The sequence below is a fragment of the Pseudoalteromonas sp. S558 genome (assembly GCF_005886635.1).
GTDB lineage: Bacteria > Pseudomonadota > Gammaproteobacteria > Enterobacterales > Alteromonadaceae > Pseudoalteromonas > Pseudoalteromonas aliena.
Window position 1 is genome coordinate 1 of the sequence record NZ_PNDU01000062.1, and the last position, 21,723, is coordinate 21,723.

18 protein-coding genes, 1 tRNA gene and 1 pseudogene are annotated in these 21,723 nt (G+C 40.5%); all 20 read left to right on the forward strand.

Features of this window, described 5'->3' with window-relative positions:
* Positions 1 to 419 precede the first annotated feature (419 nt).
* Positions 420 to 496: transfer RNA gene (locus tag CWB66_RS04500), tRNA-Met, on the forward strand.
* Between the two features lie 281 nt (positions 497 to 777).
* Entirely contained in the window at positions 778 to 1,233 is a 456-nt protein-coding gene (gene rimP / locus CWB66_RS04505) for a ribosome maturation factor RimP (RefSeq protein ID WP_077538482.1), read from the forward strand.
* Between the two features lie 39 nt (positions 1,234 to 1,272).
* Positions 1,273 to 2,772, forward strand: a complete 1,500-nt coding sequence (nusA, locus tag CWB66_RS04510) for a transcription termination factor NusA (RefSeq protein WP_077538480.1) — start codon at positions 1,273 to 1,275, stop codon at positions 2,770 to 2,772.
* A 25-nt stretch (positions 2,773 to 2,797) separates the two neighbouring features.
* Positions 2,798 to 5,458 (forward strand): translation initiation factor IF-2, encoded by a 2,661-nt coding sequence (gene infB, locus CWB66_RS04515; RefSeq protein WP_077538478.1) that lies wholly within the window; start codon positions 2,798 to 2,800, stop codon positions 5,456 to 5,458.
* A 109-nt stretch (positions 5,459 to 5,567) separates the two neighbouring features.
* Positions 5,568 to 6,053 (forward strand): 30S ribosome-binding factor RbfA, encoded by a 486-nt coding sequence (gene rbfA, locus CWB66_RS04520; RefSeq protein WP_138584484.1) that lies wholly within the window; start codon positions 5,568 to 5,570, stop codon positions 6,051 to 6,053.
* A complete protein-coding gene (truB, locus tag CWB66_RS04525; RefSeq protein ID WP_138584485.1) occupies positions 6,037 to 6,996 on the forward strand; it encodes a tRNA pseudouridine(55) synthase TruB in 960 nt (319 codons plus the stop codon). Before rbfA ends, truB begins: the two co-directional genes overlap by 17 nt.
* 152 nt (positions 6,997 to 7,148) lie before the next feature.
* A complete protein-coding gene (gene rpsO / locus CWB66_RS04530) occupies positions 7,149 to 7,418 on the forward strand; it encodes a 30S ribosomal protein S15 (protein ID WP_024610129.1) in 270 nt (89 codons plus the stop codon).
* Positions 7,419 to 7,784: 366 nt separating this feature from the next.
* Positions 7,785 to 9,911, forward strand: a complete 2,127-nt coding sequence (gene pnp / locus CWB66_RS04535) for a polyribonucleotide nucleotidyltransferase (RefSeq protein WP_138584486.1) — start codon at positions 7,785 to 7,787, stop codon at positions 9,909 to 9,911.
* A gap of 141 nt (positions 9,912 to 10,052) precedes the next feature.
* The gene (gene nlpI, locus CWB66_RS04540; protein ID WP_138584487.1) at positions 10,053 to 10,931 is read left to right on the forward strand and encodes a lipoprotein NlpI; all 879 of its coding nucleotides are present in this window, start codon (positions 10,053 to 10,055) and stop codon (positions 10,929 to 10,931) included.
* Positions 10,915 to 12,093 carry a hypothetical protein gene (locus CWB66_RS04545; RefSeq protein WP_138584488.1) on the forward strand — a complete coding sequence of 393 codons (1,179 nt, stop codon included), beginning with the start codon at positions 10,915 to 10,917 and terminating at the stop codon, positions 12,091 to 12,093. Before nlpI ends, CWB66_RS04545 begins: the two co-directional genes overlap by 17 nt.
* Positions 12,094 to 12,309: 216 nt before the next feature.
* On the forward strand, positions 12,310 to 15,102 hold the full coding sequence (locus CWB66_RS04550; protein WP_077538466.1) for a monovalent cation/H+ antiporter subunit A: 2,793 nt from the start codon (positions 12,310 to 12,312) through the stop codon (positions 15,100 to 15,102).
* Positions 15,102 to 15,455 (forward strand): Na+/H+ antiporter subunit C, encoded by a 354-nt coding sequence (locus tag CWB66_RS04555; RefSeq protein ID WP_077538464.1) that lies wholly within the window; start codon positions 15,102 to 15,104, stop codon positions 15,453 to 15,455. Before CWB66_RS04550 ends, CWB66_RS04555 begins: the two co-directional genes overlap by 1 nt.
* A complete protein-coding gene (locus CWB66_RS04560; RefSeq protein WP_138584489.1) occupies positions 15,452 to 16,969 on the forward strand; it encodes a monovalent cation/H+ antiporter subunit D in 1,518 nt (505 codons plus the stop codon). The genes CWB66_RS04555 and CWB66_RS04560 overlap by 4 nt, the downstream gene beginning before the upstream one ends.
* Entirely contained in the window at positions 16,969 to 17,505 is a 537-nt protein-coding gene (locus CWB66_RS04565; protein ID WP_138584490.1) for a Na+/H+ antiporter subunit E, read from the forward strand. The genes CWB66_RS04560 and CWB66_RS04565 overlap by 1 nt, the downstream gene beginning before the upstream one ends.
* Positions 17,499 to 17,768 (forward strand): K+/H+ antiporter subunit F, encoded by a 270-nt coding sequence (locus tag CWB66_RS04570; RefSeq protein ID WP_077538458.1) that lies wholly within the window; start codon positions 17,499 to 17,501, stop codon positions 17,766 to 17,768. Before CWB66_RS04565 ends, CWB66_RS04570 begins: the two co-directional genes overlap by 7 nt.
* A 9-nt stretch (positions 17,769 to 17,777) precedes the next feature.
* Positions 17,778 to 18,110: a Na+/H+ antiporter subunit G gene (locus tag CWB66_RS04575; protein ID WP_138584491.1), complete on the forward strand. Its 333-nt coding sequence runs from the start codon at positions 17,778 to 17,780 to the stop codon at positions 18,108 to 18,110.
* Between the two features lie 128 nt (positions 18,111 to 18,238).
* Positions 18,239 to 18,736: a DUF2059 domain-containing protein gene (locus tag CWB66_RS04580; RefSeq protein ID WP_138584492.1), complete on the forward strand. Its 498-nt coding sequence runs from the start codon at positions 18,239 to 18,241 to the stop codon at positions 18,734 to 18,736.
* 117 nt (positions 18,737 to 18,853) lie between these two features.
* Positions 18,854 to 19,297, forward strand: coding sequence for a MerR family transcriptional regulator (locus tag CWB66_RS04585; protein WP_138584493.1), 444 nt, complete (start codon positions 18,854 to 18,856; stop codon positions 19,295 to 19,297).
* Positions 19,287 to 21,533 (forward strand): heavy metal translocating P-type ATPase, encoded by a 2,247-nt coding sequence (locus CWB66_RS04590; RefSeq protein ID WP_138584494.1) that lies wholly within the window; start codon positions 19,287 to 19,289, stop codon positions 21,531 to 21,533. Before CWB66_RS04585 ends, CWB66_RS04590 begins: the two co-directional genes overlap by 11 nt.
* A gap of 20 nt (positions 21,534 to 21,553) precedes the next feature.
* Positions 21,554 to 21,631 (forward strand): annotated as a pseudogene (locus CWB66_RS23020) (cupredoxin domain-containing protein); the annotation flags it as partial.
* Between the last annotated feature and the right edge of the window lie 92 nt (positions 21,632 to 21,723).

The following is a 21,723-nucleotide window of genomic DNA, read 5'->3' on the forward strand; positions in this document are numbered from 1 at the left end:
AAAATAAATTTATCTCGAGCAGCTATTTTCAGCGCTAACTGCGTTGAATTTACTTGCAATGGGCCCGCTATAGACGCGTAAATTAGCCTTGTTTTCACTGAAAATCTCTTAACCAGCGTTCAGGCTAGTTTGGTAATGACTTAAGTTTTTTGTGAAAAGTAATCACCTACCATAGCCGCTGCCTTGCCTAAAAGCCAAACACACTGCTGCAAATTCAACCGCCAAAGATCAACAGGCACTAATTATGCGTGTTAATTAAATACACATTAAATTGACAACTATGTTGAATTAGATAATTTGTAAAGTTATTAGTGATTATAGTTGCTAATTACCCCACGCATCCTTATAATAGCCGCCATTGTTTAGCTTGTTCTAAAAAGCTAACAGCGATATTAAATTAAGATTTTAATATCTATTGGCGCGGGATGGAGCAGTCTGGTAGCTCGTCGGGCTCATAACCCGAAGGTCGTCGGTTCAAATCCGGCTCCCGCAACCAATTCTAATAATAAGCGAAAGCTTATTAATTTATGTCGCGCATTCTAAGTAATGCGCGTTTTGCGTTTAAGCTAGTGTAGTTTAATTTGGTCAGATAGCTGACTCGCAGCCAAGCTCGGCCCTAGGCCACACAGTTTTATGCTTTTTGGTGTGACGCCCCGCTTGGTTCGGGGCGTTGTTGTATCTGCACCTTTCGGTTTGATGTTTATTTTCATCAAATTAAAATTTAAACTCAGTATTTTAGGGCTATAAGCCCTTTTTTTGTTTGTATGGAGGATTTTCGTGACAAAACTTGAACAAGATTTAGTAACCATGTTATCGCCTGCGGTAGAAATGTTAGGCTTTGGATTATATGGTCTTGAATTTGTACAAGCGGGTCGCCATTCTACCTTGAGAGTATACATTGCTCATGAGGATGGGATCTCAGTTGATAACTGTGCGGATGCGAGTCGCCAAATTAGTGCGATTTTAGACGTCGAAGACCCGATTACAAATGAATATGATTTGGAAGTATCGTCTCCTGGTGTTGATCGTCTATTATTCAAACAAGATCATTACGAGCAGGCGCAAGGAGAGGAAGTACGTGTACGTACTAAGCTTCCACAAGATGGTCGTCGTAATTTTAAAGGCGACTTAGTAGCAGTTAGCAGCGATATGATCACACTATCTAGTGATGGTGCAGAGCATCTAATCATGCTTAGTAACATCGAACGTGCGAATTTAATCGCAAAGTTTTAAATTCGAGTGCGAAGGAATAGGGCAAGCGAGGCATTACCCATGGCAAAAGAGATATTATTGGTTGCTGAAGCCGTTTCCAATGAGAAAGCGGTTCCAAAAGAAAAGATTTTTGAAGCTCTAGAGTTCGCATTAGCGACAGCGACAAAGAAAAAACACGATGGCGAAATTGAAGTGCGTGTAGCAATTGACCGTAAAACGGGTGATTACGATACGTTCCGTCGTTGGCAAATTGCAGCAGTGCAAGAAGATGGTTCATTAGAGAATCCTTACAGCGAAATCACACTAGAAGCAGCGCAGGTTGATGAACCTGATTTGCAGCTTGGCGATTACGTTGAAGAGCAAATTGATTCAATTAAATTTGACCGTATTACAACGCAAATGGCAAAACAAGTGATCGTACAAAAAGTACGTGAAGCTGAGCGTGCTTTAGTTGTTGATGCATACAAAGACCAAGTAGGTGAGTTAGTCACGGGTGTTGTGAAAAAAGCAACGCGTGATTCTATCGTACTTGACTTGGGCAATAATGCTGAAGCGGTTATTTTTCGTGATGATATGCTTCCTCGTGAAAACTTTCGTCCGGGTGACCGAATCCGTGGTCTTTTATACGAAGTTAAGCCAGAAGCACGCGGAGCACAATTATTTGTAACGCGTTCTAAGCCAGAAATGCTAATGGAATTATTCCGCATTGAGGTGCCAGAAATTGGCGAAGAAATGATTGAATTACGTGCCGCAGCACGTGATCCAGGTTCACGCGCTAAAATAGCTGTAAAATCTAATGACAAACGCATTGACCCAATTGGTGCATGTGTTGGTATGCGTGGCGCACGTGTTCAGGCGGTATCGTCAGAACTTGGTGGTGAGCGTGTTGATATCGTTCTTTATGACGACAATCCAGCACAGTTTGTTATCAATGCAATGTCACCTGCAGAAGTTGCTTCAATCGTAATGGATGAAGACACTCACTCAATGGATATTGCAGTTGATGCAGATAACCTAGCGCAAGCGATTGGTCGTAATGGTCAAAATGTTCGTTTAGCAAGCCAACTAACAGGTTGGGAACTAAACGTTATGACTGTTGAAGACATGCGTACTAAAAATGAAGCTGAATCAGATAAGCTACTTAACTTATTCACTGAAAATTTAGAAATTGATGATGAATTTGCTTCATTGCTTATTAATGAAGGTTTCTCAACACTTGAAGAAGTGGCGTATGTACCAGCCTCTGAATTTTTAGAAATTGATGGTCTGGACGAAGAAACAGTTGATCTACTGCGTTCACGCGCAAAAGATGCATTAACAACTAAAGCACTTAAAACGGAAGAAAGTTTAGAAGGCGCAGAGCCAGCTGAAGACTTACTTGCGCTTGAAGGCTTAGAGCGTCATCTGGCTTTTGTTATGGCAAGTAAAGGTGTTGTTACACTTGAAGACTTGGCAGAGCAAGGTATTGATGAACTCGTCGATATTACAGAACTTTCATCTGAAAAAGCGGGTGAACTAATTATGGCTGCACGAAACATTTGTTGGTTTGCAGACGAGTAATTTATTAACGGAGGTATTACACACTATGGCAGAAGTAAATGTTGAAAAACTAGCCGGCGATATAGGTACAACTGTTGATAAATTGCTACAGCAGTTTTCACAAGCAGGTATCACTAAGCAAGCAACTGACAATGTAACAGAAGCAGAAAAAGCAACGTTACTTGATCATTTAAGCAAGCACCATGGCGGTACTGGTTCAGATGGTCCAGCGCGTATGACTTTACAACGCAAGAGCAAGAGCACATTAAGTGTGACTGGCTCTACGGGTAAAGCTAAAGCTGTTCAAGTTGAAGTTCGCAAAACACGTACTTACGTGAAAAAAAGCGCAATGGAACAAGAACAAGAGCAAGCACGCTTAGCCGCTGAAGAAAAAGTACGTCTTGAAGAGCAGCAAAAAGCTGAGCAAGAAGCCGCAGAATTAAAAGCGAAACAAGAGGCAGAGCGCAAAGCAAAAGAAGACGCTGACCGTAAAGCCAAAGAAGAAGCTAAACGCAAAGCTGATGCAGAGCGTAAAGCGAAACAAAAGCAGATGACCCCAGAGCAAAGTGCTAAGTCTGAGAAAGATCGCATAGAAGCTGAGCGTCTGCAAAAAGAAGCAGAAGAGGCCGCATTGAAGAAAGCTGAAGAAGAAGCGAAACGTCAAGCAGAAGAAGCAAGAAAGCTAGCTGAAGAAAACTCGGCACGCTGGAAGAAAGAAGAAGAAGAACGTAAGAAACGCGAAGAAACAGCGGATCACCATCTTACGACTTCTACTTATGCACGTGAAGCAGAAGATGTTGCCGATGCTCGTGATGAGCAAGGTACACGCCGTGCTAAGAAAAAGAAAAAAGCGCCAGCAAAAGATAAGTTTGCAGCGTCAAGAGGCCGTAACAAGTCTAAGTTAAAAGCACCAGCATCGCTGCAACATGGTTTCCAAAAACCGACTGTTGATGTTAAAAATGAAGTGCGTATTAGCGAAACAATTACAGTAGCTGAGCTTGCATCACGCATGGCAGTTAAAGGCGCTGAAGTTGTTAAAACAATGATGAAAATGGGTGACATGGTTACCATTAACCAAGTGATTGACCAAGAAGCTGCACAACTAGTTGCAGAAGAAATGGGTCACAAGGTTATCATTGTTAAAGAAAACGAATTAGAGCAAACAGTACTTAATGACCGCCATGAAGATGGTAAGTCAGAGCCACGTGCGCCAGTAGTAACTGTTATGGGTCACGTTGACCATGGTAAAACATCGACTCTTGATTACATTCGTTCTGCAAAGGTTGCTTCAGGCGAAGCCGGTGGTATTACACAGCATATTGGTGCATACCATGTTGACGTAAATGGCAATATGATCACGTTCTTAGATACACCAGGACATGCTGCATTTACATCAATGCGTGCTCGTGGTGCTAAAGCGACAGATATCGTAATCCTAGTGGTTGCAGCAGATGATGGCGTTATGCCACAGACTAAAGAAGCGGTACAGCACGCACGTGCAGCTGGCGTTCCTTTAATCATTGCTGTAAACAAAATGGATAAAGAAGGCGCAGATCCAGATCGCGTTAAAAACGAACTAGCTGTACTTGACGTTATTCCAGAAGAGTGGGGCGGCGATACGCAGTATGTTCATATCTCAGCTAAAACAGGTTTAGGTATTGATGACCTTCTTGAAGCTGTGCTTATGCAATCTGAGCTTTTAGAATTAACTGCACCTACTGAAGGTATGGCTGCAGGTGTTGTTATTGAATCTCGTCTTGATAAAGGCCGTGGTCCAGTAGCATCAGTACTTGTTCAATCTGGTACGCTTAACCAAGGTGACATTGTATTATGTGGTCTTGAGTATGGCCGTGTTCGTGCAATGCGCGATGAGAACGGTAAAGACATTAAGTCAGCTGGTCCATCTATTCCAGTTGAGATTTTAGGTCTTTCTGGTATTCCAGCTGCGGGCGACGAAGCGACTGTTGTTAAAGATGAGCGTAAAGCGCGTGAAGTTGCTTTATACCGTCAAGGTAAGTTCCGCGATGTTAAACTAGCACGTCAGCAAAAAGCGAAGCTTGAAAACATGTTTACTAACATGACTGAAGGCGATGTGTCTGAAGTTAACGTGGTACTTAAAGCAGACGTTCAAGGTTCTATCGAGGCAATCTCTGATTCACTAACTAAACTTTCTACTGATGAAGTAAAAGTGAAGATTGTTGGTTCAGGTGTTGGTGGTATTACTGAGACTGATGCAACCCTAGCTGCAGCGTCTAACGCAATTGTAGTTGGCTTTAACGTTCGTGCTGATGCTTCTGCTCGTAAAGTTATCGAGACTGAAAACTTAGACTTACGTTACTATAGCGTAATCTACAGCTTGATTGACGAAGTTAAACAAGCCATGTCAGGTATGCTAGCGCCAGAGTTTAAACAAGAAATCATTGGTCTTGCTCAAGTTCGTGACGTATTCAAGTCTCCAAAAATTGGCGCAATCGCTGGTTGTATGGTTACTGAAGGTGTTATTAAACGCAGCGCGCCTATCCGTGTACTACGTGAAAACGTGGTTATCTATGAAGGTGAGCTTGAGTCACTTCGTCGCTTTAAAGACGATGTTGCTGAAGTTCGTAACGGCATGGAATGTGGTATCGGTGTTAAGAACTACAATGACGTACGTGTTGGTGACCAAATCGAAGTATTTGAAACAGTTGAAGTACAACGTACTCTTTAATTGTTAGCTCGCTAAACTAATAAATGGGGGCTTAGCCCCCATTTGTGTATCCATTATTTAATTAGCTTATTATTAAATTTCAATAAGTTATGATTTTAGGACAAATGCAATGAGAGAATTTTCTCGCACTGATCGTGTTGCACAGCAAATCCAAAAAGAAATTGCTGTAATTTTACAACGCGAAATTAAAGATCCACGCCTAGGTATGGTGACAGTGTCAGCGGTAGAAGTATCGCGCGATTTATCTTATGCCAAAATTTTTATTACTGTGTTTAATACACAAGATGAAGATGCTGCAAAGCAAAGCGCAAAAGTACTTAATGAAGCAACAGGTTATATTCGCTCGTTACTGGGTAAGCGTATTCGTGCACGTATAATGCCTGAGTTAAAATTTTTAGTTGATAACTCACTTATGGAAGGCATGCGTATCTCTAACTTGGTGGACTCTATTATCCGCGAAGATAACGCAAAGCATGTTGATGAAGACGTAGAAAGTGTTGATGCTGCTGATGTGTCAGATAGCGAAGAGAATATTGAACACGAAGACGAAACAGATAGCGAAAAAGGCACTGATACAGATGGCAAAGCGCAGTAAAGGCCGTGCAGTAGACGGTATTTTGTTGTTAAACAAACCGCAAGGCATTTCATCAAATAAAGCACTGCAACAGGCAAAGGGTGCTTATTTTGCACAAAAAGCGGGCCATACAGGTGCACTTGATCCGCTTGCAACAGGCATGCTGCCGATTTGTTTTGGTGAGGCGACTAAATTTACGCAGTTCTTACTTGATACTGACAAAACCTATGTTGTTCGCGCTAAGTTAGGTGAACGTACAACAACATCAGACTCTGATGGTGAAATTGTCAGTACCAAAGACGTTAATGTAACGCGTGAACAGCTAACAAAAGAAATTGCTGCGTTTGTTGGCGAGTCTGATCAGTATCCATCTATGTATTCGGCACTTAAATATCAAGGCAGACCGTTATATAAGTATGCACGTGAAGGTATTGAAGTACCTCGTAAATGCAGAAAGATAAATGTGTTTAGTTTATCATTTGACGAGTTTGATGAAAAAAACAACGTATTGCAAATGACGGCCCATGTATCAAAAGGGACTTATATTCGTACTATTGTTGATGACTTAGGTGAAAATCTAGGCTGTGGCGCACATGTCATAATGCTTCACAGAACTGCGGTTGGTCAGTACCCTGCAGATAAAATGGTTTCGCTCGATGACGTTGAAGCGTTATTAGCAAAAGCAAAAAGTGAAGAAATTGCACCTTCTACTTATATCGATCCATTGCTGCTACCAATTGATACCGCTTTAGTTGATTTACCTGTGGTTGAAATAACGAAAGAGCAGGGCTCGGTGTTTAGTCACGGGCAAGCAGTCGAATTACCAATAACGTTACCTGATGGTTCAATTAAGGTATTGGCTGATGGTGTTTTCATCGGTACAGGCGAAGCGAATGCTAACGGTCACTTAAAAGTGAAGCGTGGACTTGCCAGTCAGCAAGATGATTACGTAAAACCTGAATAGCTAATGTTGTTATTTAAAGCTGGCTATTAGCCATACGGTGGGATAATTAACTTGTAGTTATCTCCATACTTGGTAGAATACGCCCGCTTAATCGTTTTGGCTGAATTAGTGATCGGCTAAGACACCTTTTAAATTTAATTTTTGGAGTTATTATGTCACTAAGTAATCAAGAAAAAATCGATATCATTGCTAAATTTGCACGTGCTGAAGGCGACACTGGTTCACCTGAAGTACAAGTAGCTTTACTTACTTTTGATATCAACAAGCTTCAAGGTCACTTTGCTGACCACAAGCATGACTTCCACTCACGTCGTGGTCTGCTTCGTAAAGTAAGTACTCGCCGTAAACTGCTTGATTACCTTAAAGGTAAAAATATCACGCGTTATACTGCATTAATCCAAGAGCTTGGCCTACGTCGCTAAGAACTTGATTACAGAAAAAGGAGCTTTTTAGCTCCTTTTTTTGTGCCTAAAATTCTTCTAAAGACCTACAATATAATTTAATGCCAATTGGTATAAACTTCTTGAATTTCAAAATAAAAACCCCACTATTCAAAGTAACAAAAATGATTTTAAATACAAGTTTAGAGTCGTGTTTATCTGATTGCTAAGCTCGCATTTTAACGGTGCTTTGGTATATACTACGGCACAAGCTAAAAAGGTTTAGCTTGATTATTTACGTCATCGCCAATTGTAGTACTTAATTGATTTTAAAATAAATACAATTAAGTACTGTAATTGGTACTTTGATGGCAACTTACTTAAGAACACATTTAAGGAACATTTTAAGTGCAAGCAATTATTAAAAAATTTCAACTTGGTCAACATACAGTTACGCTAGAAACTGGTGCAATCGCTCGTCAAGCAGACGGCGCTGTACTTGCTAGCATTGGCGATACTTCAGTTTTAGTTACTGTTGTTGGTAAGCGTGAAGCACAACCAGGTCAAGACTTTTTCCCACTAACAGTTAACTACCAAGAGCGTATGTACGCTGCTGGTCGTATCCCAGGTGGTTTCTTAAAGCGCGAAGGTCGTCCTAACGATGGCGAAACACTTATTGCACGTCTAATTGACCGTCCAATTCGCCCACTTTTCCCAAGCGGTTTTGTAAACGAAGTACAAGTTATCGCGACAGTTGTATCTGTAAACCCTGAAATTCAACCTGATATGGTTGCGATGATTGGTACTTCAGCTGCACTTGCTATCTCTGGTATCCCGTTCAGTGGCCCAATTGGTGCATCTCGTGTTGGTTACATCAACGGCGAATACGTACTTAACCCTACACTTAAAGAGCTTGAAGAAAGCCAACTTGATTTAGTAGTAGCGGGTACTGATAAAGCGGTACTTATGGTTGAATCAGAAGCTAACGTACTTGCAGAAGACGTAATGCTTGGCGCTGTTGTATATGGCCATGAGCAATCTCAATCGATCATCACCGCAATCGAAGAATTTAAAGCGCAAGCAGGCAAGCCTACTTGGGATTGGACTGCACCAGCTAAAAACGTTGCACTAGAAGATAAAGTTGCTGCAATTGCTGCTGATAAAGTAGGCGCAGCTTACTTAATCACTGATAAAGTAGCGCGTAAAGAAGCACTTAGCGAAGCGAAAGACGAAGTTGTTGCTGTATTAACAGCTGAACTTGCTGAAGGCGAGTCTCTAGACAAGCAAGAAGTGGGTAAAATCTTCGGTTCACTTGAGAAGAAAATCGTTCGTGGCCGTATCGCTGCTGGCGAAAAACGTATCGATGGTCGTGAACCAGATATGATTCGTGCACTAGATGTAATGACTGGCGTATTACCGCGTACTCACGGTTCTGCTATCTTTACTCGTGGCGAAACTCAAGCGTTAGTAACAGCGACACTTGGTACAGAACGTGATTCACAGTTAATCGACGATTTAACGGGTACTCACAAAAACCACTTTATGCTTAACTACAACTTCCCTCCATTCTGTGTAGGTGAAACGGGTTTTGTTGGTTCTCCTAAGCGTCGTGAAATTGGTCATGGTAACCTTGCTAAGCGTGGTATTGCTGCTGTAATGCCAACATTGACTGAATTCCCATATTCAATCCGTGTAGTATCTGAAATCACTGAATCAAACGGTTCTTCTTCAATGGCGTCTGTGTGTGGTACTTCACTAGCACTTATGAACGCGGGTGTACCAATTAAAGCATCTGTTGCGGGTATCGCAATGGGTCTAGTTAAAGAAGACGATAAATTCGTTGTTCTTTCTGACATCTTAGGTGATGAAGATCACTTAGGTGACATGGACTTTAAAGTTGCGGGTACTGCTGCGGGTATTACTGCACTTCAAATGGATATCAAAATCGAAGGTATCACTCAAGAAATCATGCAAATTGCGCTTAAACAAGCAAAAGCTGCACGTTTACACATCTTAGAAGTGATGGACGAAGCGATTTCAGCTCCTTCTGAAGAGCTATCAATGTTTGCTCCTCGTATCTACACAATGAAAATCCCACAGAAGAAAATCGCTGAAGTTATTGGTAAAGGTGGCGCAACTATTCGTCAGCTTACTGAAGAAACAGGTACAACGATTGAAATCGGTGACGACGGTACAATTAAAATTGCCGCTACAGATGGCGAAAGTGCAGCTAATGCAATTAGCCGTATTGAGCAATTAACAGCTGAACTAGAAGTAGGTACTATCTACGAAGGTAAAGTTGTACGTATTGTTGATTTCGGTGCGTTTGTAAATATTCTTCCTGGTAAAGATGGTTTAGTACATATTTCTCAAATTAGTACTGAGCGCGTTAATAACGTGGCTGATCACCTTTCTGAGGGTCAAGAAGTTAAAGTTAAAGTACTAGAAGTAGATCGCCAAGGCCGTGTACGTCTAAGTATTAAAGAAGCAATGGAATCAGCAGCACCTGCAGCTGACGCGGCAACTGACGCGTAATTGCTAACTTATCAATCTAGTTATATTAGCTAGATAGTAAAAAAGGGGCTGTTTAGCCCCTTTTTTTATGCTTTAATGAAACCTTATAAGATAAGGTCTGTCTTATATTTATCGCGATATATCTAGGTATTAAGGATTTTAATGATACTCAAACATTTAGCTTTGGCATCTTTTGCTATTTTGTCTTTAAGCGCTTGCCAAACGACTGCAGAATCAGAACTAACCCCGATTGTTAATGTGCCCTTTACTGCACCTTTAGTTTCTGACTTTAGAAGCGAAATAGCTATTGCACGTTATTCTGAACTACTTAATCGAGCAGACTTAAGCCCTGAGCAACAGGCAAAGCTGTATTACGACCGTGGCGTATTATTTGACAGCTTAGGTATGACTACGCTTTCACGTATTGATTTTAACCGTGCAGTAAAGCTTAAGCCCGATCTTGCTGAGGTGTATAATTTTTTAGGTATTCAACATACGTTAATGCAACAATATGAAAAAGCTTATGAATTTTTCGATTCTGCCCTAGAGCTTGATGAAGGGCATGAGTATGCTTATTTAAATCGTGGTATAGCGCTTTATTATGGCGATCGTGCAAGTATAGCTAAAAGTGACTTTATTGAATTTTTGGCGCGCTCTCCAAATGATCCTTATCGTGTGTTATGGCTTTATTTAGCGCAGGCTCAAGATAATAAAGAGCAAGCACTTGTAGAGCTTAAAGCGAATGCAAAAGCGCTGGATGAGTCACAATGGGCATATCAGTTAATCGCCCTTTTTGTCGGAGATATGAGTGAAAATACGTTTTTATCGGGTATAAGCGATGGTGTTAAATCAGAGAAAGAATATGCGCAGCGTTTATGCGAGGCTTATTTTTACTTAGCTAAATTACATCAAGCAGCGGGTAATAATTATCTAGCAGCTGATTACTTTAAATTAGCTCTTGCAACTAACGTGCATGAATTTATTGAATACAAATATGCGCGTTTAGAGCTTGAACTAATGACAGATGAAAACGCCGGTTAATATTTTAAAGTTAGTTGGCATATTACTCTGTAGTTTACTCATAACAGCATCGAGTAATAGATCTAATGAAATTGGCTTTTGGCAGGTTTTAAATGCAAAAGCCAATCCCATTGCAAGCTTTTGGTTATTTCCCCGTTATTTTTCGACGCATTTAAAACAACTCCCGCAGAGCACATTAGCTTTGCTAGCGCGGAACAAAATTCCTTTAGCACAATACGAATATTCATTAACTTTATTAGGCAGGGGGCAAAGCGAAACCGCTAAGCTATTCTGGCTGCCTAGTTTAGGCAGTTTAACTTCTCAGCAAAAAATAGAATTAGCTGAGCAGTTACTTGAGCAATCGCGTTGGGGTGATCTGAAATTATTAGCTAATAACAATCGCCTTCTACGCAGTGATGTTTTAAGTCATTTAAACTTAGAAATAGGTAAGTCTTATCGCGTTATACCTACGCTATTTTTACAAAGGCTTGGTTTTTTATCAGTCAATCCGAATGTTGAACCAGATCCTCAATGTAGATTTAACGTTTTAATGATGAGCGATCATCGCAGCGGTCTTTATAAACTGGCTGAATTGGTAAACATTTTTGATAAGCAACCAGAGCCCGCTAAGAATGTCTTTTGTTTTTCTAAGCCTATGTATGTTGCAGGGGCTATTGATTGTAATAATGAAGCCACTAAAATGGCGCAGTGCAACTGGCCTTCATCATTACTAAAAAAGCACCTTCCTGATAACTTCGATTTTATAATAATGATGCCAAAATACGGTAGCGCTAATGTTAGAAATGAAATAATGCATTTGAGCTCTCAAGCAAATTATACGGTGTTTTTGCATGAGCTAATGCATTTCAGTGGATTTGAAGACGAATATGTTTTACCACTATCGAAACAAGCATGGTTGTGTAAAAAAAGTGGATTGGTTGCGCCTAACTTATTTATTTCTCATGGTGAAATGCCTCCAAGAGGTTGGCATAAAAGCCAAAGTTGTCAATACTATGGTGTAGCTTATAAACCAAGTGAAAAATGGTCTATTATGCAGTATCAACAATTAGGACTCTCAGCGCAATACAGGACACTTTGGTTAAAACATCTAGATATGACCAATGGTCATATCTCTCGTTACTTTGATACGCTTACACCAGCAAACAGGGCTATATTGAATTAACAATTTTTAATATTAGTTTACGGTTTTTTTATGCTTTAAAAATTGTTGATTCTTGCTTGAAAAACATCCACATAGACCGGCTTTTTATAGACAAAATAAGTGTTTTTCAGTATAACTATAACTATTAATGTCGTTAAAAAACAGGCAGTAAAAGCATCACTTAGTTCTAAATGGGTGACGTCCTGATAAATTTATGATTATAAAAGGCCCTATATTATGACTTTGCTCTGGATACCCTTGTTATCCTTAATTGGCAGTGTTATTTCTGCATGCACAGGTAAGCTCTCTCGCAATCAAAGCGCTAGCTTAACGGCTCTTGCGCCTTTAACTGCTTTGGGGATTACTCTATACCATGCACCTGCAGTTTTAGCGGGCGAAACTATTCGTTATTCTTTGGCTTGGATCCCTTCAATCGGGCTGGATTTATCGCTACGATTAGACGGCCTCAGTTTATTGTTTATGTTCATGATTTTAGGCATAGGCTTGCTTGTTATTTTATACACTCGTTACTACCTCAGCGCTAATGACTCCATGGCCAAACTATACAGTTATTTAATGCTGTTTATGACCGCAATGCTTGGCATTGTGATGTCAAATAATGTTATTCAACTTTGGTTATTTTGGGAATTAACCAGTATTAGTTCATTCTTGTTGATTAGTTTTTGGTGGCATAAATCAGAAGCTCGCAAAGGCGCGCGTATGGCACTGGCTGTTACAGGTGCGGGCGGTTTAGCGTTACTTGCTGGGTTAATGTTACTCGGTGATATTGTTGGCAGTTACGACCTTGATGTTATTTTAGCAAGTAAGGCGATCATTCAATCGCATGAGTTATACGAGCTAGCATTGGTATTAGTGCTATTAGGTGCGTTTACTAAATCGGCACAATTTCCGTTTCATTTTTGGTTACCACATGCAATGGCTGCACCTACGCCAGTAAGTGCGTATTTGCATTCTGCGACTATGGTAAAAGCCGGTATATTTTTATTGGCGCGTTTTTATCCTGCTTTAGCGGGTACCGAGACGTGGTTTATCCTAGTGGGATTAACGGGTTTAGCTACGTTGTTATTTGGTGCTTATATTGCGCTCTTTAAACATGACTTAAAAGGGTTGTTGGCGTATTCAACAATAAGTCATTTAGGTTTAATAACGCTGTTGTTAGGTCTTGATACTGAGCTTGCGACCGTTGCAGCCATTTTTCACATAATAAACCACGCAACATTTAAAGCCTCACTCTTTATGGCAACGGGTATTATAGACCATGAAACAGGCACGCGTGATATGCGTAAGCTCAATGGGATGTGGCGATACTTACCTTACACAGCAACTCTCGCCATGGTTGCTGCAGCTGCAATGGCCGGTGTACCGCTGTTAAATGGCTTTTTATCTAAAGAAATGTTCTTTGCAGAAACCTTGCACCAACAAGTACTCGGCTCTATGTCGTGGTTGATCCCAGTACTGGCAACGGTTGCAGGTGCATTAGCAGTTGCGTATTCAGCACGCTTTATTCATGATGTATTTTTTAATGGTGAACCGATTGATTTACCTCGTACACCACACGAACCACCGCGTTATATGCGTGTACCAATAGAAATATTAGTTGTGATTTGTTTATTGGTAGGCATGTTTCCACACTTCACCATTGACGGCATTTTATCGGCTGCGTCTTTAGCTGTACTTGGCAAAGAAATGCCTGTTTATGAATTGGCTATTTGGCATGGATTTAATTTACCACTGTTGATGAGTGCAATGGCTATTGTTGGTGGTTTGTTTATTTACATTAATCGTAAATACCTATACCAATTTCAAGCATCGTTACCCCCTCTTAATGCTAAGAAAACATATGAGCGGGTGATCTTAACCGTCATTGCTTGGTGTCAGTCAAAAATAAATAGCACAGAAAATGGCTCATTGCAGCGCTACCTTGTAATTATGTTAGTTGTCGTATTATTGTGTGCAGGTTGGCCATTATTTGAAATGCAGCAATTGGCCGGTAGTATGCCGCGTACTCCTGTTGATGTGCACAATGCGATTGGTGCAGGCTTGTTGATTATTGGTGCCCTCGCTACAGTTCTTTGGCACCGTTCTCGAATGGTATCGTTGTTAATGCTATCCATTGTGGGGCTAATGGTGTCGGTTTTATTTACACGTTTTTCGGCACCTGATTTAGCGCTTACCCAACTAACAGTTGAGGTTGTGACTATTATTTTGCTTATGCTGGCGTTGTTTTTCTTACCGCAGTATACGCCCAAAGAATCGAGTTCATTACGAATTCTACGAGACCTAGCAATAGCCTCTACACTGGGGGTCGTTATTGCGAGCATTTGTTATGCGCTACTTACTCGTCCATTAGATTCAATCTCCGACTTCTTTATCGCTAATGCAAAAATAGGTGGTGGGGGTACCAACGTGGTTAACGTTATTTTGGTCGATTTTAGGGGCTTTGATACACTTGGTGAAATTACGGTATTGGGTATCGCTGCTTTAGGTATATTTAAAGTACTCTCTAGAATTCCATTATTTATGCCAGCCAGTGACGGCGAAGGCCGCCCATGGGCACGAGAGCGTCATCCAATATTGCTGGCGAGTATTTCACAAAGCTTACTACCACTTGCGTTATTAGTCTCTGCGTATATTTTCTTACGCGGTCATAACTTACCAGGTGGTGGATTTATTGCTGGGTTAGTAACATCTATCGCGTTTATTTTACAATACATGGCGCATGGTACTTCATGGATAAATGAACGCTTTGATGTTAATTACCGTAAAATTATAGCTTCAGGTATTGGTATTGCACTATTTACCGGTGTAGGTAGCTGGTTCTTCGATAAGCCATTTTTAACGACGTGGTTTGATTACTTTGATATTCCATTTATCGGTAAAACAGAGCTTGCCAGTGCAATTGTGTTTGATTTAGGTGTATACCTCACTGTTGTTGGCGCTACGCTAATGATTTTAGCAAGCTTAGGTAATATGACGGCAGATACCCAGAAAAAAGAGGTAAATATTTAATGGAATTATTGTACGCATCTTGCGTTGGAGTATTAGTCAGTTGCGGTATATTTTTACTGCTAAGAGCTCGTACGTTCCCTGTTGTACTTGGGCTTACTATGATTTCATATGCTGTGAACTTGTTTTTGTTTTCAGCAGGGCGTCTTACTATTAATAAAGCGGTAGTACTTGGTACAGGCGCAGAATATGCCGATCCGTTACCACAAGCATTAGTGCTTACTGCTATTGTAATTGGTTTTGCGATGACTGCATTTGTGGTTATTTTGGCAATACGTGGGCGCGCCGACTTAGGTAGCGACCATGTTGATGGTTACGTGCCTAATGCATCTACTGACAGTAAGGAGCAAAAATGATTCAACATTTAGCTTCTTTGCCTATTTTACTCCCCATGCTAACGGCGGTTATTTTACTGCTTCCGCCATGTGGTAAAAGCGTTAAAATCCGTCGTATTGTCTCAAGTGTAATGGCAATTATTACTTTTGTTGTGAGTGCGCTGCTATTAATGCATGTTCATCACACGGGTATTAATGTTTACGCGATTGGCAATTGGTCTGCACCATTTGGCATTGTGTTAGTAGCCGATATGCTATCTACTTTGTTGGTCGCGCTAACTTCCTTTTTAGGGCTGGGCGCTATTTTATATGGCAGTGCTGGCGATGACGAAAAAGGTAGCTTTTTTCATCCGCTTGTCCACTTTCTAGTCTTAGGTGTGAATGGTGCATTTTTAACGGGTGATTTGTTTAATTTATTTGTATTTTTTGAAGTACTGCTTATTGCTTCATATGCATTACTTATGCATGCGGGAGATAAACAAAATACACGTGCTGCGCTGCAGTATGTAATATTAAACTTAGTTGGTTCAAGCGTATTTTTAATTGGTTTAGGGATTTTGTATGGTGTATTAGGTACGCTTAATATTGCAGATATGGCTCATAAAGTTTCGCTTCTTACTGGTGACGATGTATACCTAGCAAAAGCCGGTGGTTTATTACTACTGGTTGTATTTGCCTTAAAAGGGGCGCTGTTACCGCTGCATTTATGGCTTCCAAATACATACGCAAGTGCTAAGCCCGTAGTTGCTGCTCTATTTGCTATTATGACCAAAGTAGGTGTTTACGCTATGTTACGTGTATACACGGTTGTATTTGGCGAACAAGCTGGTGCACTTGAGCATGTTGCGCAACCTTGGCTTTGGGGTTTAGCAATTGCAACTATTATAGTGGGTGCAATTGGTGTTATAGCATCGCAAGACTTACGAAAATTAACTGCTAACCTAGTATTGGTGTCGGTAGGAACACTCGTTGCACTCGTTGCACTGCAAAATGTAAATGCCACCGCTGCGCTTCTGTATTATTTAGTGCATTCAACACTTGTATGTGCAGCGCTATTTTTACTTGCTGATTTAATTGCCACACAACGAGGTAAAGTAGCCGATAGGCTTGTAGCAGGGCGTTCAGTTAAACAGCCTTTTTTATTAGGCGTATGCTTTATTATTGCTGCGTTAACCGTCGTTGGTATGCCACCTTTATCGGGATTTGTGGGTAAAATTTGGATACTTAAAGCAACATTAAACAGTGAACAAGCCCTTTTGTTTTGGCCTGTATATCTAGTAACTAGCTTTGCACTATTAATAGCACTTTCTCGAGCAGGCACTAGCTTATTTTGGGAGTGTAAAGATAAACGCAGTGAAAGTGCTGAATATAAAAATGCTCGTTCACTGCAAGTAATCGTAATTATAGGTTTATTAGCATGCTCTCCATTAATGGTTATTTTTGGCGGACCAATTAGCGAATATATGATGGCTGCTGCGACTCAGTTACATGACATAAATGGCGGTATTAATGCAGTACTTAAAGGAGGCATGTGATGAGATTACAAGCTCGTTTTCGCTGGCTACCAACGCCATTTCGTAGTTTGTTTTTATTTATAGTGTGGCTGCTATTAAATAATAGCGTGTCGGCTGGGCACTTGGTATTAGCAACGTTTTTTGCAATATCTATTCCTTTACTCAGTTTTTCATTTCGAGATCCGCAACCACTTATTTTAAAACCAAGCTTAGCGTTTAAACAATTACTCATTGTGCTTTACGATATTATTGTTGCAAACTTACAAGTGTCCTTGCTTATACTAGGGCCATCTAGAAAGTTACGTCCAGCGTTTATAAAAGTACCTATAGATTTAACCCATGACATGCCAATTACTATATTGGCAAGCTGTGTGTCGTTAACGCCAGGTACGGTGAGCGCTGAGGTCTACCCTATTAATGAAGCGCTAGCTGAAGGTGATGAGACAACACAGCGTTTTTTACTGATACATGTACTTGATCTAAAAGACGAAGAAGCACTTATAAAGCAAATAAAACAGCGCTACGAAGCTCCATTAAAGGAGATATTTAAATGTTAGATATCGTATTACTCATTGTTTTTTCAATGATTGGATTGTCGTTACTACTTAATTTATGGCGACTTATTATAGGCCCATCAGTACCCGATCGTGTTTTAGCGCTCGATACTATGTATATTAACGTTATTGCTTTAATTATTTTGTATAGCATCAGCATGGGAACCGGACTTTACTTTGAAGCAGCCTTGCTAATAGCTATGCTTGGCTTTATTAGTACGGTAGCAGTATGTAAGTATTTACTACGTGGCGATATAATCGAATAAGGTGAAAAGATGATTAGTGAATGGGTTGTATCAATTTTATTATTGTTTGGCGGAACGTTTATTTTAATTGGCTCTATCGGGTTAATTAAATTGCCAGACTTTTTTATGCGTTTACATGGCCCAACAAAAGCAACAACGTTAGGGATGGCGAGTATCTTAATTGCCGCTATGGTATTTTTTGCTAATACAAAAACTGGTCTTAGTGTTAAAGAAATACTCATTACGATTTTTTTATTAATCACAGCGCCAATTAGCGGCTATATGTTAATTAAGTCTGCAATACATCATAAACTTAAGGCTAAAGAGGGCACCAAAGGCCTCGATAATATTGAAGATAGCTAACTCCTATCACTGCTTGTTTTTAAACCCGAATAACGTTAATTTATTCGGGTTTTTGCTATTTGCTCCCATTTACAACAGTATTAAATCATGTGAGTATTAAGGCCTTAAAAGCACAAAAGGATATTATTATGGGTAAGGTACTACTTCTTTCATTATTTATTTTTTCAAGCAGCTTATATGCAGCACAAACACCAAAACAGCAGAAAATAGATGAACTGATTAATGTAATGAACATGGATTCTATGGTTGACTCTATGTATGCTCAAATAGAAGGCATGATGAAAGGTATGTCTGATCAGATGGGTGTCAAACCGTCTGAGCAAGCTATTTTTGATAAGTACTATAGCGATATGACCGATGTATTAAAAACAGAAATGAGCTGGGCTAAAATGCAGCCAACAATGGTTAATGTTTACGATAAGCATTTTAATGAAGAAGAAATTAGCGACATGCTCGCATTTTACAAAACTAAAACTGGGCAAGCTATTCTTGCTAAAATGCCAGTGGTAATGCAAGAGTCTATGCAAATGTCACAAAATTTAGTGCAAGGTGCAATGCCTAAAATCCAAGCTTTAGCACAGCAACTAGGCGAAGAACTTCAACAAAGTCGTAACCAATCAAACTAGCTTTTTAGCCCCCAGATTATGTTTATGCCATTATTTATCTAGTTTAAAAATAGCCATTGACCTGTGTGTTACACCTAGGTTTATTATGGAGCTATTGAAAAACGATGGAGCTAAATTATGTATGTTAAACAACTCGCCAAATTAATGAACGTGACTGCAGACACTGTTCGTCATTACACACGTGTAGGGTTATTGAATCCTGTACGCAGTGCAGAAAACAGTTATCAAGAATATACAAAGCAAGACCAGCAACGTTTAAAGTTTATTATTAGCGCCCGCCAACTTGGTTTTTCACTCAAAGATATTCAGCAAATTGTAGATGAGTCAGAGCAGGGGAATTGCCCATGCCCATTAACACGTAAACTCATAGCTAAACGCTTAGAAGAAACCGAAGTACTGTTTCAAGAAACACTAAAACTACGAAACCGAATGCATGCAGCCATAACGCAATGGGAGACATCAGTCGATGGTGCAAATGCCAGTGACGTGTGTAGTTTAATAGAATCGTTTGTTGATCCAATAAACGATTCCGTAAATAAGGAGCAGCGTAATGACGATTAATACAAAAGACACCGCGCAAAACTTTATTATTGAAGGCGCTAATTGCGGCAGTTGTGTGGCCAAAATTGAAAAAGCTCTCAATAGTGTACAAGGTGCACAAAATGTAGAAATGAACTTTGCAGAGCGCACTGTACGTGTAGAAGGTAAAGCCGACGAAACCACCCTTATTAACGCAGTTAAAAATATTGGTTACTCAGCTAAGCCAATGAGTAATGAGTCCGATCAAGATGCACTTGATGAAAAAGCAAAGTCGGACGCGGCACATTACAAAAAGCTAATGCGTAATATGATATTAGCGCTAGGGGTCGGTGCGCCGTTAATGATATACGGGCTTATTTTTGACATGAGTGTGACCACGGACACACAAAGAATAGCTTGGTTTTTAGTGGGTATCGTCACGCTTGTGATTATGGCTATATCAGGTAAGCAATTTTACAACGGCGCATGGCAGGCATTTAAAAACCATGCTGCGAATATGGATACATTAATAGCACTTGGTACAGGTACTGCGTGGTTGTATTCAATGTTCGTAGTAATAGCACCAAACTTATTACCACAAGTCGCAAGACACGTATATTTTGAAGCATCATCGATGATCATCGGTTTAATTAGTTTAGGGCTCGCTTTTGAAGTAAAAGCACGTGGGCGCACCTCACAAGCAATTAAACGCTTAATTGGCCTGCAACCAAAAACGGCACGCGTAATTCGTGGTGGCGAAGAGCAAGACATCGACATTAGTGATGTTGTAAAAAATGATGAAGTACGCGTACGCCCTGGTGAAAAAATCCCTGTTGATGGCGATGTTATTGAAGGCAGCAGTACGGTTGATGAGTCAATGCTTACTGGTGAGCCAATGGCTGCCCGCAAAAAAACGGGCGACAAAGTCGTTGCCGGAAGTATTAATAAAAGTGGTACTTTATTATTTAAAGCCACGCACATTGGTAGCGAAACCACACTTGCTAATATTATCAATATGGTAAAGCGTGCACAAAACTCTAAGCCATCAATAGGGCGCTTAGCCGATGTTATATCAGGCATATTTGTCCCAACAGTTATGATTATTGCAGTACTTGCGGGCCTTGCATGGTTAAACTTTGGACCTGAGCCATCAATTGCTTATGCCGTTGTTGCGGTAACTACGGTACTTATTATTGCTTGTCCTTGTGCGCTAGGACTCGCAACCCCTATGTCGGTTATGGTGGGTATTGGTAAAGCCGCTGAGTCAGGAATATTAATTCGAAATGGTGAGTCGCTGCAAACAACATCTAAAATCACCACCATGATTTTAGATAAAACAGGCACTATTACTCAAGGCACACCGCAAGTTACCGATGTAGTTACCTTTAACAACAGTGATGAAAATACAGTAATGCAACTTGTTGCAAGCCTTGAAAGTAGCTCAGAGCATCCACTGGCAGAGGCAATTACGGCACACGCTAAAAAGCAGGGCTTAGCTTTAAGTAAAGTAGCTGACTTTAACGCAATTACAGGTAAAGGTGTAGCCGGCAGTGTTGACGGGCAAACATTGTTGTTTGGTAATAAAGCGCTAATGGATAAATACAATGTAGCCGTTGATGATGCAACCGAGCAAGCTCAAACACTTGCCAGTGATGCTAAAACGCCCATGTATTTTGCAAGTAATAATAAGCTTCACGCTATTATTGCAGTAGCAGATCCTATTAAAGAGGATTCAGTTGACGCTATTAAACGCCTGCAAAATAAAGGTATTCACCTAGTTATGCTAACAGGTGACAACAAAGCCACTGCACAAGCCGTTGCTAAGCAAGTTGGTATTGATGACTTTATTGCAGAAGTAATGCCCGATGACAAAGTAAACGAAGTAACAAAACGCCAAGCACATGGTGAAATAGTCGGTATGACCGGTGACGGGATTAACGATGCTCCCGCACTTGCGCAAGCCGATGTAGGGTTTGCAATTGGCACAGGTACCGATGTTGCAATAGAAAGTGCAGACATTACCTTAATGCGCGGATCGCTGCATGGCCTTGCTGATGCAATTGCAGTGAGTAATGCAACTATTTCAAATATTAAACAAAACCTATTTGGTGCCTTTATTTATAACGTGGCGGGTATTCCGATTGCAGCCGGTGTGTTGTATCCATTTTTTGGCATACTACTTAACCCTGTTGTTGCCGGCGCAGCTATGGCACTTTCATCGCTTACAGTGGTAAGTAACGCTAATCGCTTACGTTTTTTCAAACCAAATAAATCGTAATTTAAGCTAAGGAGTACATTATGTTGATGATTAATATAGGTGGTGCACTGTTAATAGCCGCAATTATTTATTGGTTTTGGCTATACAAACCAGAGCGTGTTGACCTTTCGTGATTGATTTTGCAGCTGACTGTTTGGTTTTTAGGCAAGGCTGAGCCTATGTCGTGTGATTATTCCCCATAAATAGGCGA

Excerpts from the sequence above, each read along its gene's own strand:
- nusA (WP_077538480.1), top strand. The coding sequence starts at position 1,273 with ATGGCAAAAGAGATATTATTGGTTGCTGAAGCCGTTTCCAATGAGAAA.
- infB (WP_077538478.1), top strand. The coding sequence starts at position 2,798 with ATGGCAGAAGTAAATGTTGAAAAACTAGCCGGCGATATAGGTACAACT.
- rbfA (WP_138584484.1), top strand. The coding sequence starts at position 5,568 with ATGAGAGAATTTTCTCGCACTGATCGTGTTGCACAGCAAATCCAAAAA.
- truB (WP_138584485.1), top strand. The coding sequence starts at position 6,037 with ATGGCAAAGCGCAGTAAAGGCCGTGCAGTAGACGGTATTTTGTTGTTA.
- rpsO (WP_024610129.1), top strand. The coding sequence starts at position 7,149 with ATGTCACTAAGTAATCAAGAAAAAATCGATATCATTGCTAAATTTGCA.
- nlpI (WP_138584487.1), top strand. The coding sequence starts at position 10,053 with ATGATACTCAAACATTTAGCTTTGGCATCTTTTGCTATTTTGTCTTTA.
- CWB66_RS04545 (WP_138584488.1), top strand. The coding sequence starts at position 10,915 with ATGAAAACGCCGGTTAATATTTTAAAGTTAGTTGGCATATTACTCTGT.
- CWB66_RS04550 (WP_077538466.1), top strand. The coding sequence starts at position 12,310 with ATGACTTTGCTCTGGATACCCTTGTTATCCTTAATTGGCAGTGTTATT.
- CWB66_RS04555 (WP_077538464.1), top strand. The coding sequence starts at position 15,102 with ATGGAATTATTGTACGCATCTTGCGTTGGAGTATTAGTCAGTTGCGGT.
- CWB66_RS04560 (WP_138584489.1), top strand. The coding sequence starts at position 15,452 with ATGATTCAACATTTAGCTTCTTTGCCTATTTTACTCCCCATGCTAACG.
- CWB66_RS04565 (WP_138584490.1), top strand. The coding sequence starts at position 16,969 with ATGAGATTACAAGCTCGTTTTCGCTGGCTACCAACGCCATTTCGTAGT.
- CWB66_RS04570 (WP_077538458.1), top strand. The coding sequence starts at position 17,499 with ATGTTAGATATCGTATTACTCATTGTTTTTTCAATGATTGGATTGTCG.
- CWB66_RS04575 (WP_138584491.1), top strand. The coding sequence starts at position 17,778 with ATGATTAGTGAATGGGTTGTATCAATTTTATTATTGTTTGGCGGAACG.
- CWB66_RS04580 (WP_138584492.1), top strand. The coding sequence starts at position 18,239 with ATGGGTAAGGTACTACTTCTTTCATTATTTATTTTTTCAAGCAGCTTA.
- CWB66_RS04585 (WP_138584493.1), top strand. The coding sequence starts at position 18,854 with ATGTATGTTAAACAACTCGCCAAATTAATGAACGTGACTGCAGACACT.
- CWB66_RS04590 (WP_138584494.1), top strand. The coding sequence starts at position 19,287 with ATGACGATTAATACAAAAGACACCGCGCAAAACTTTATTATTGAAGGC.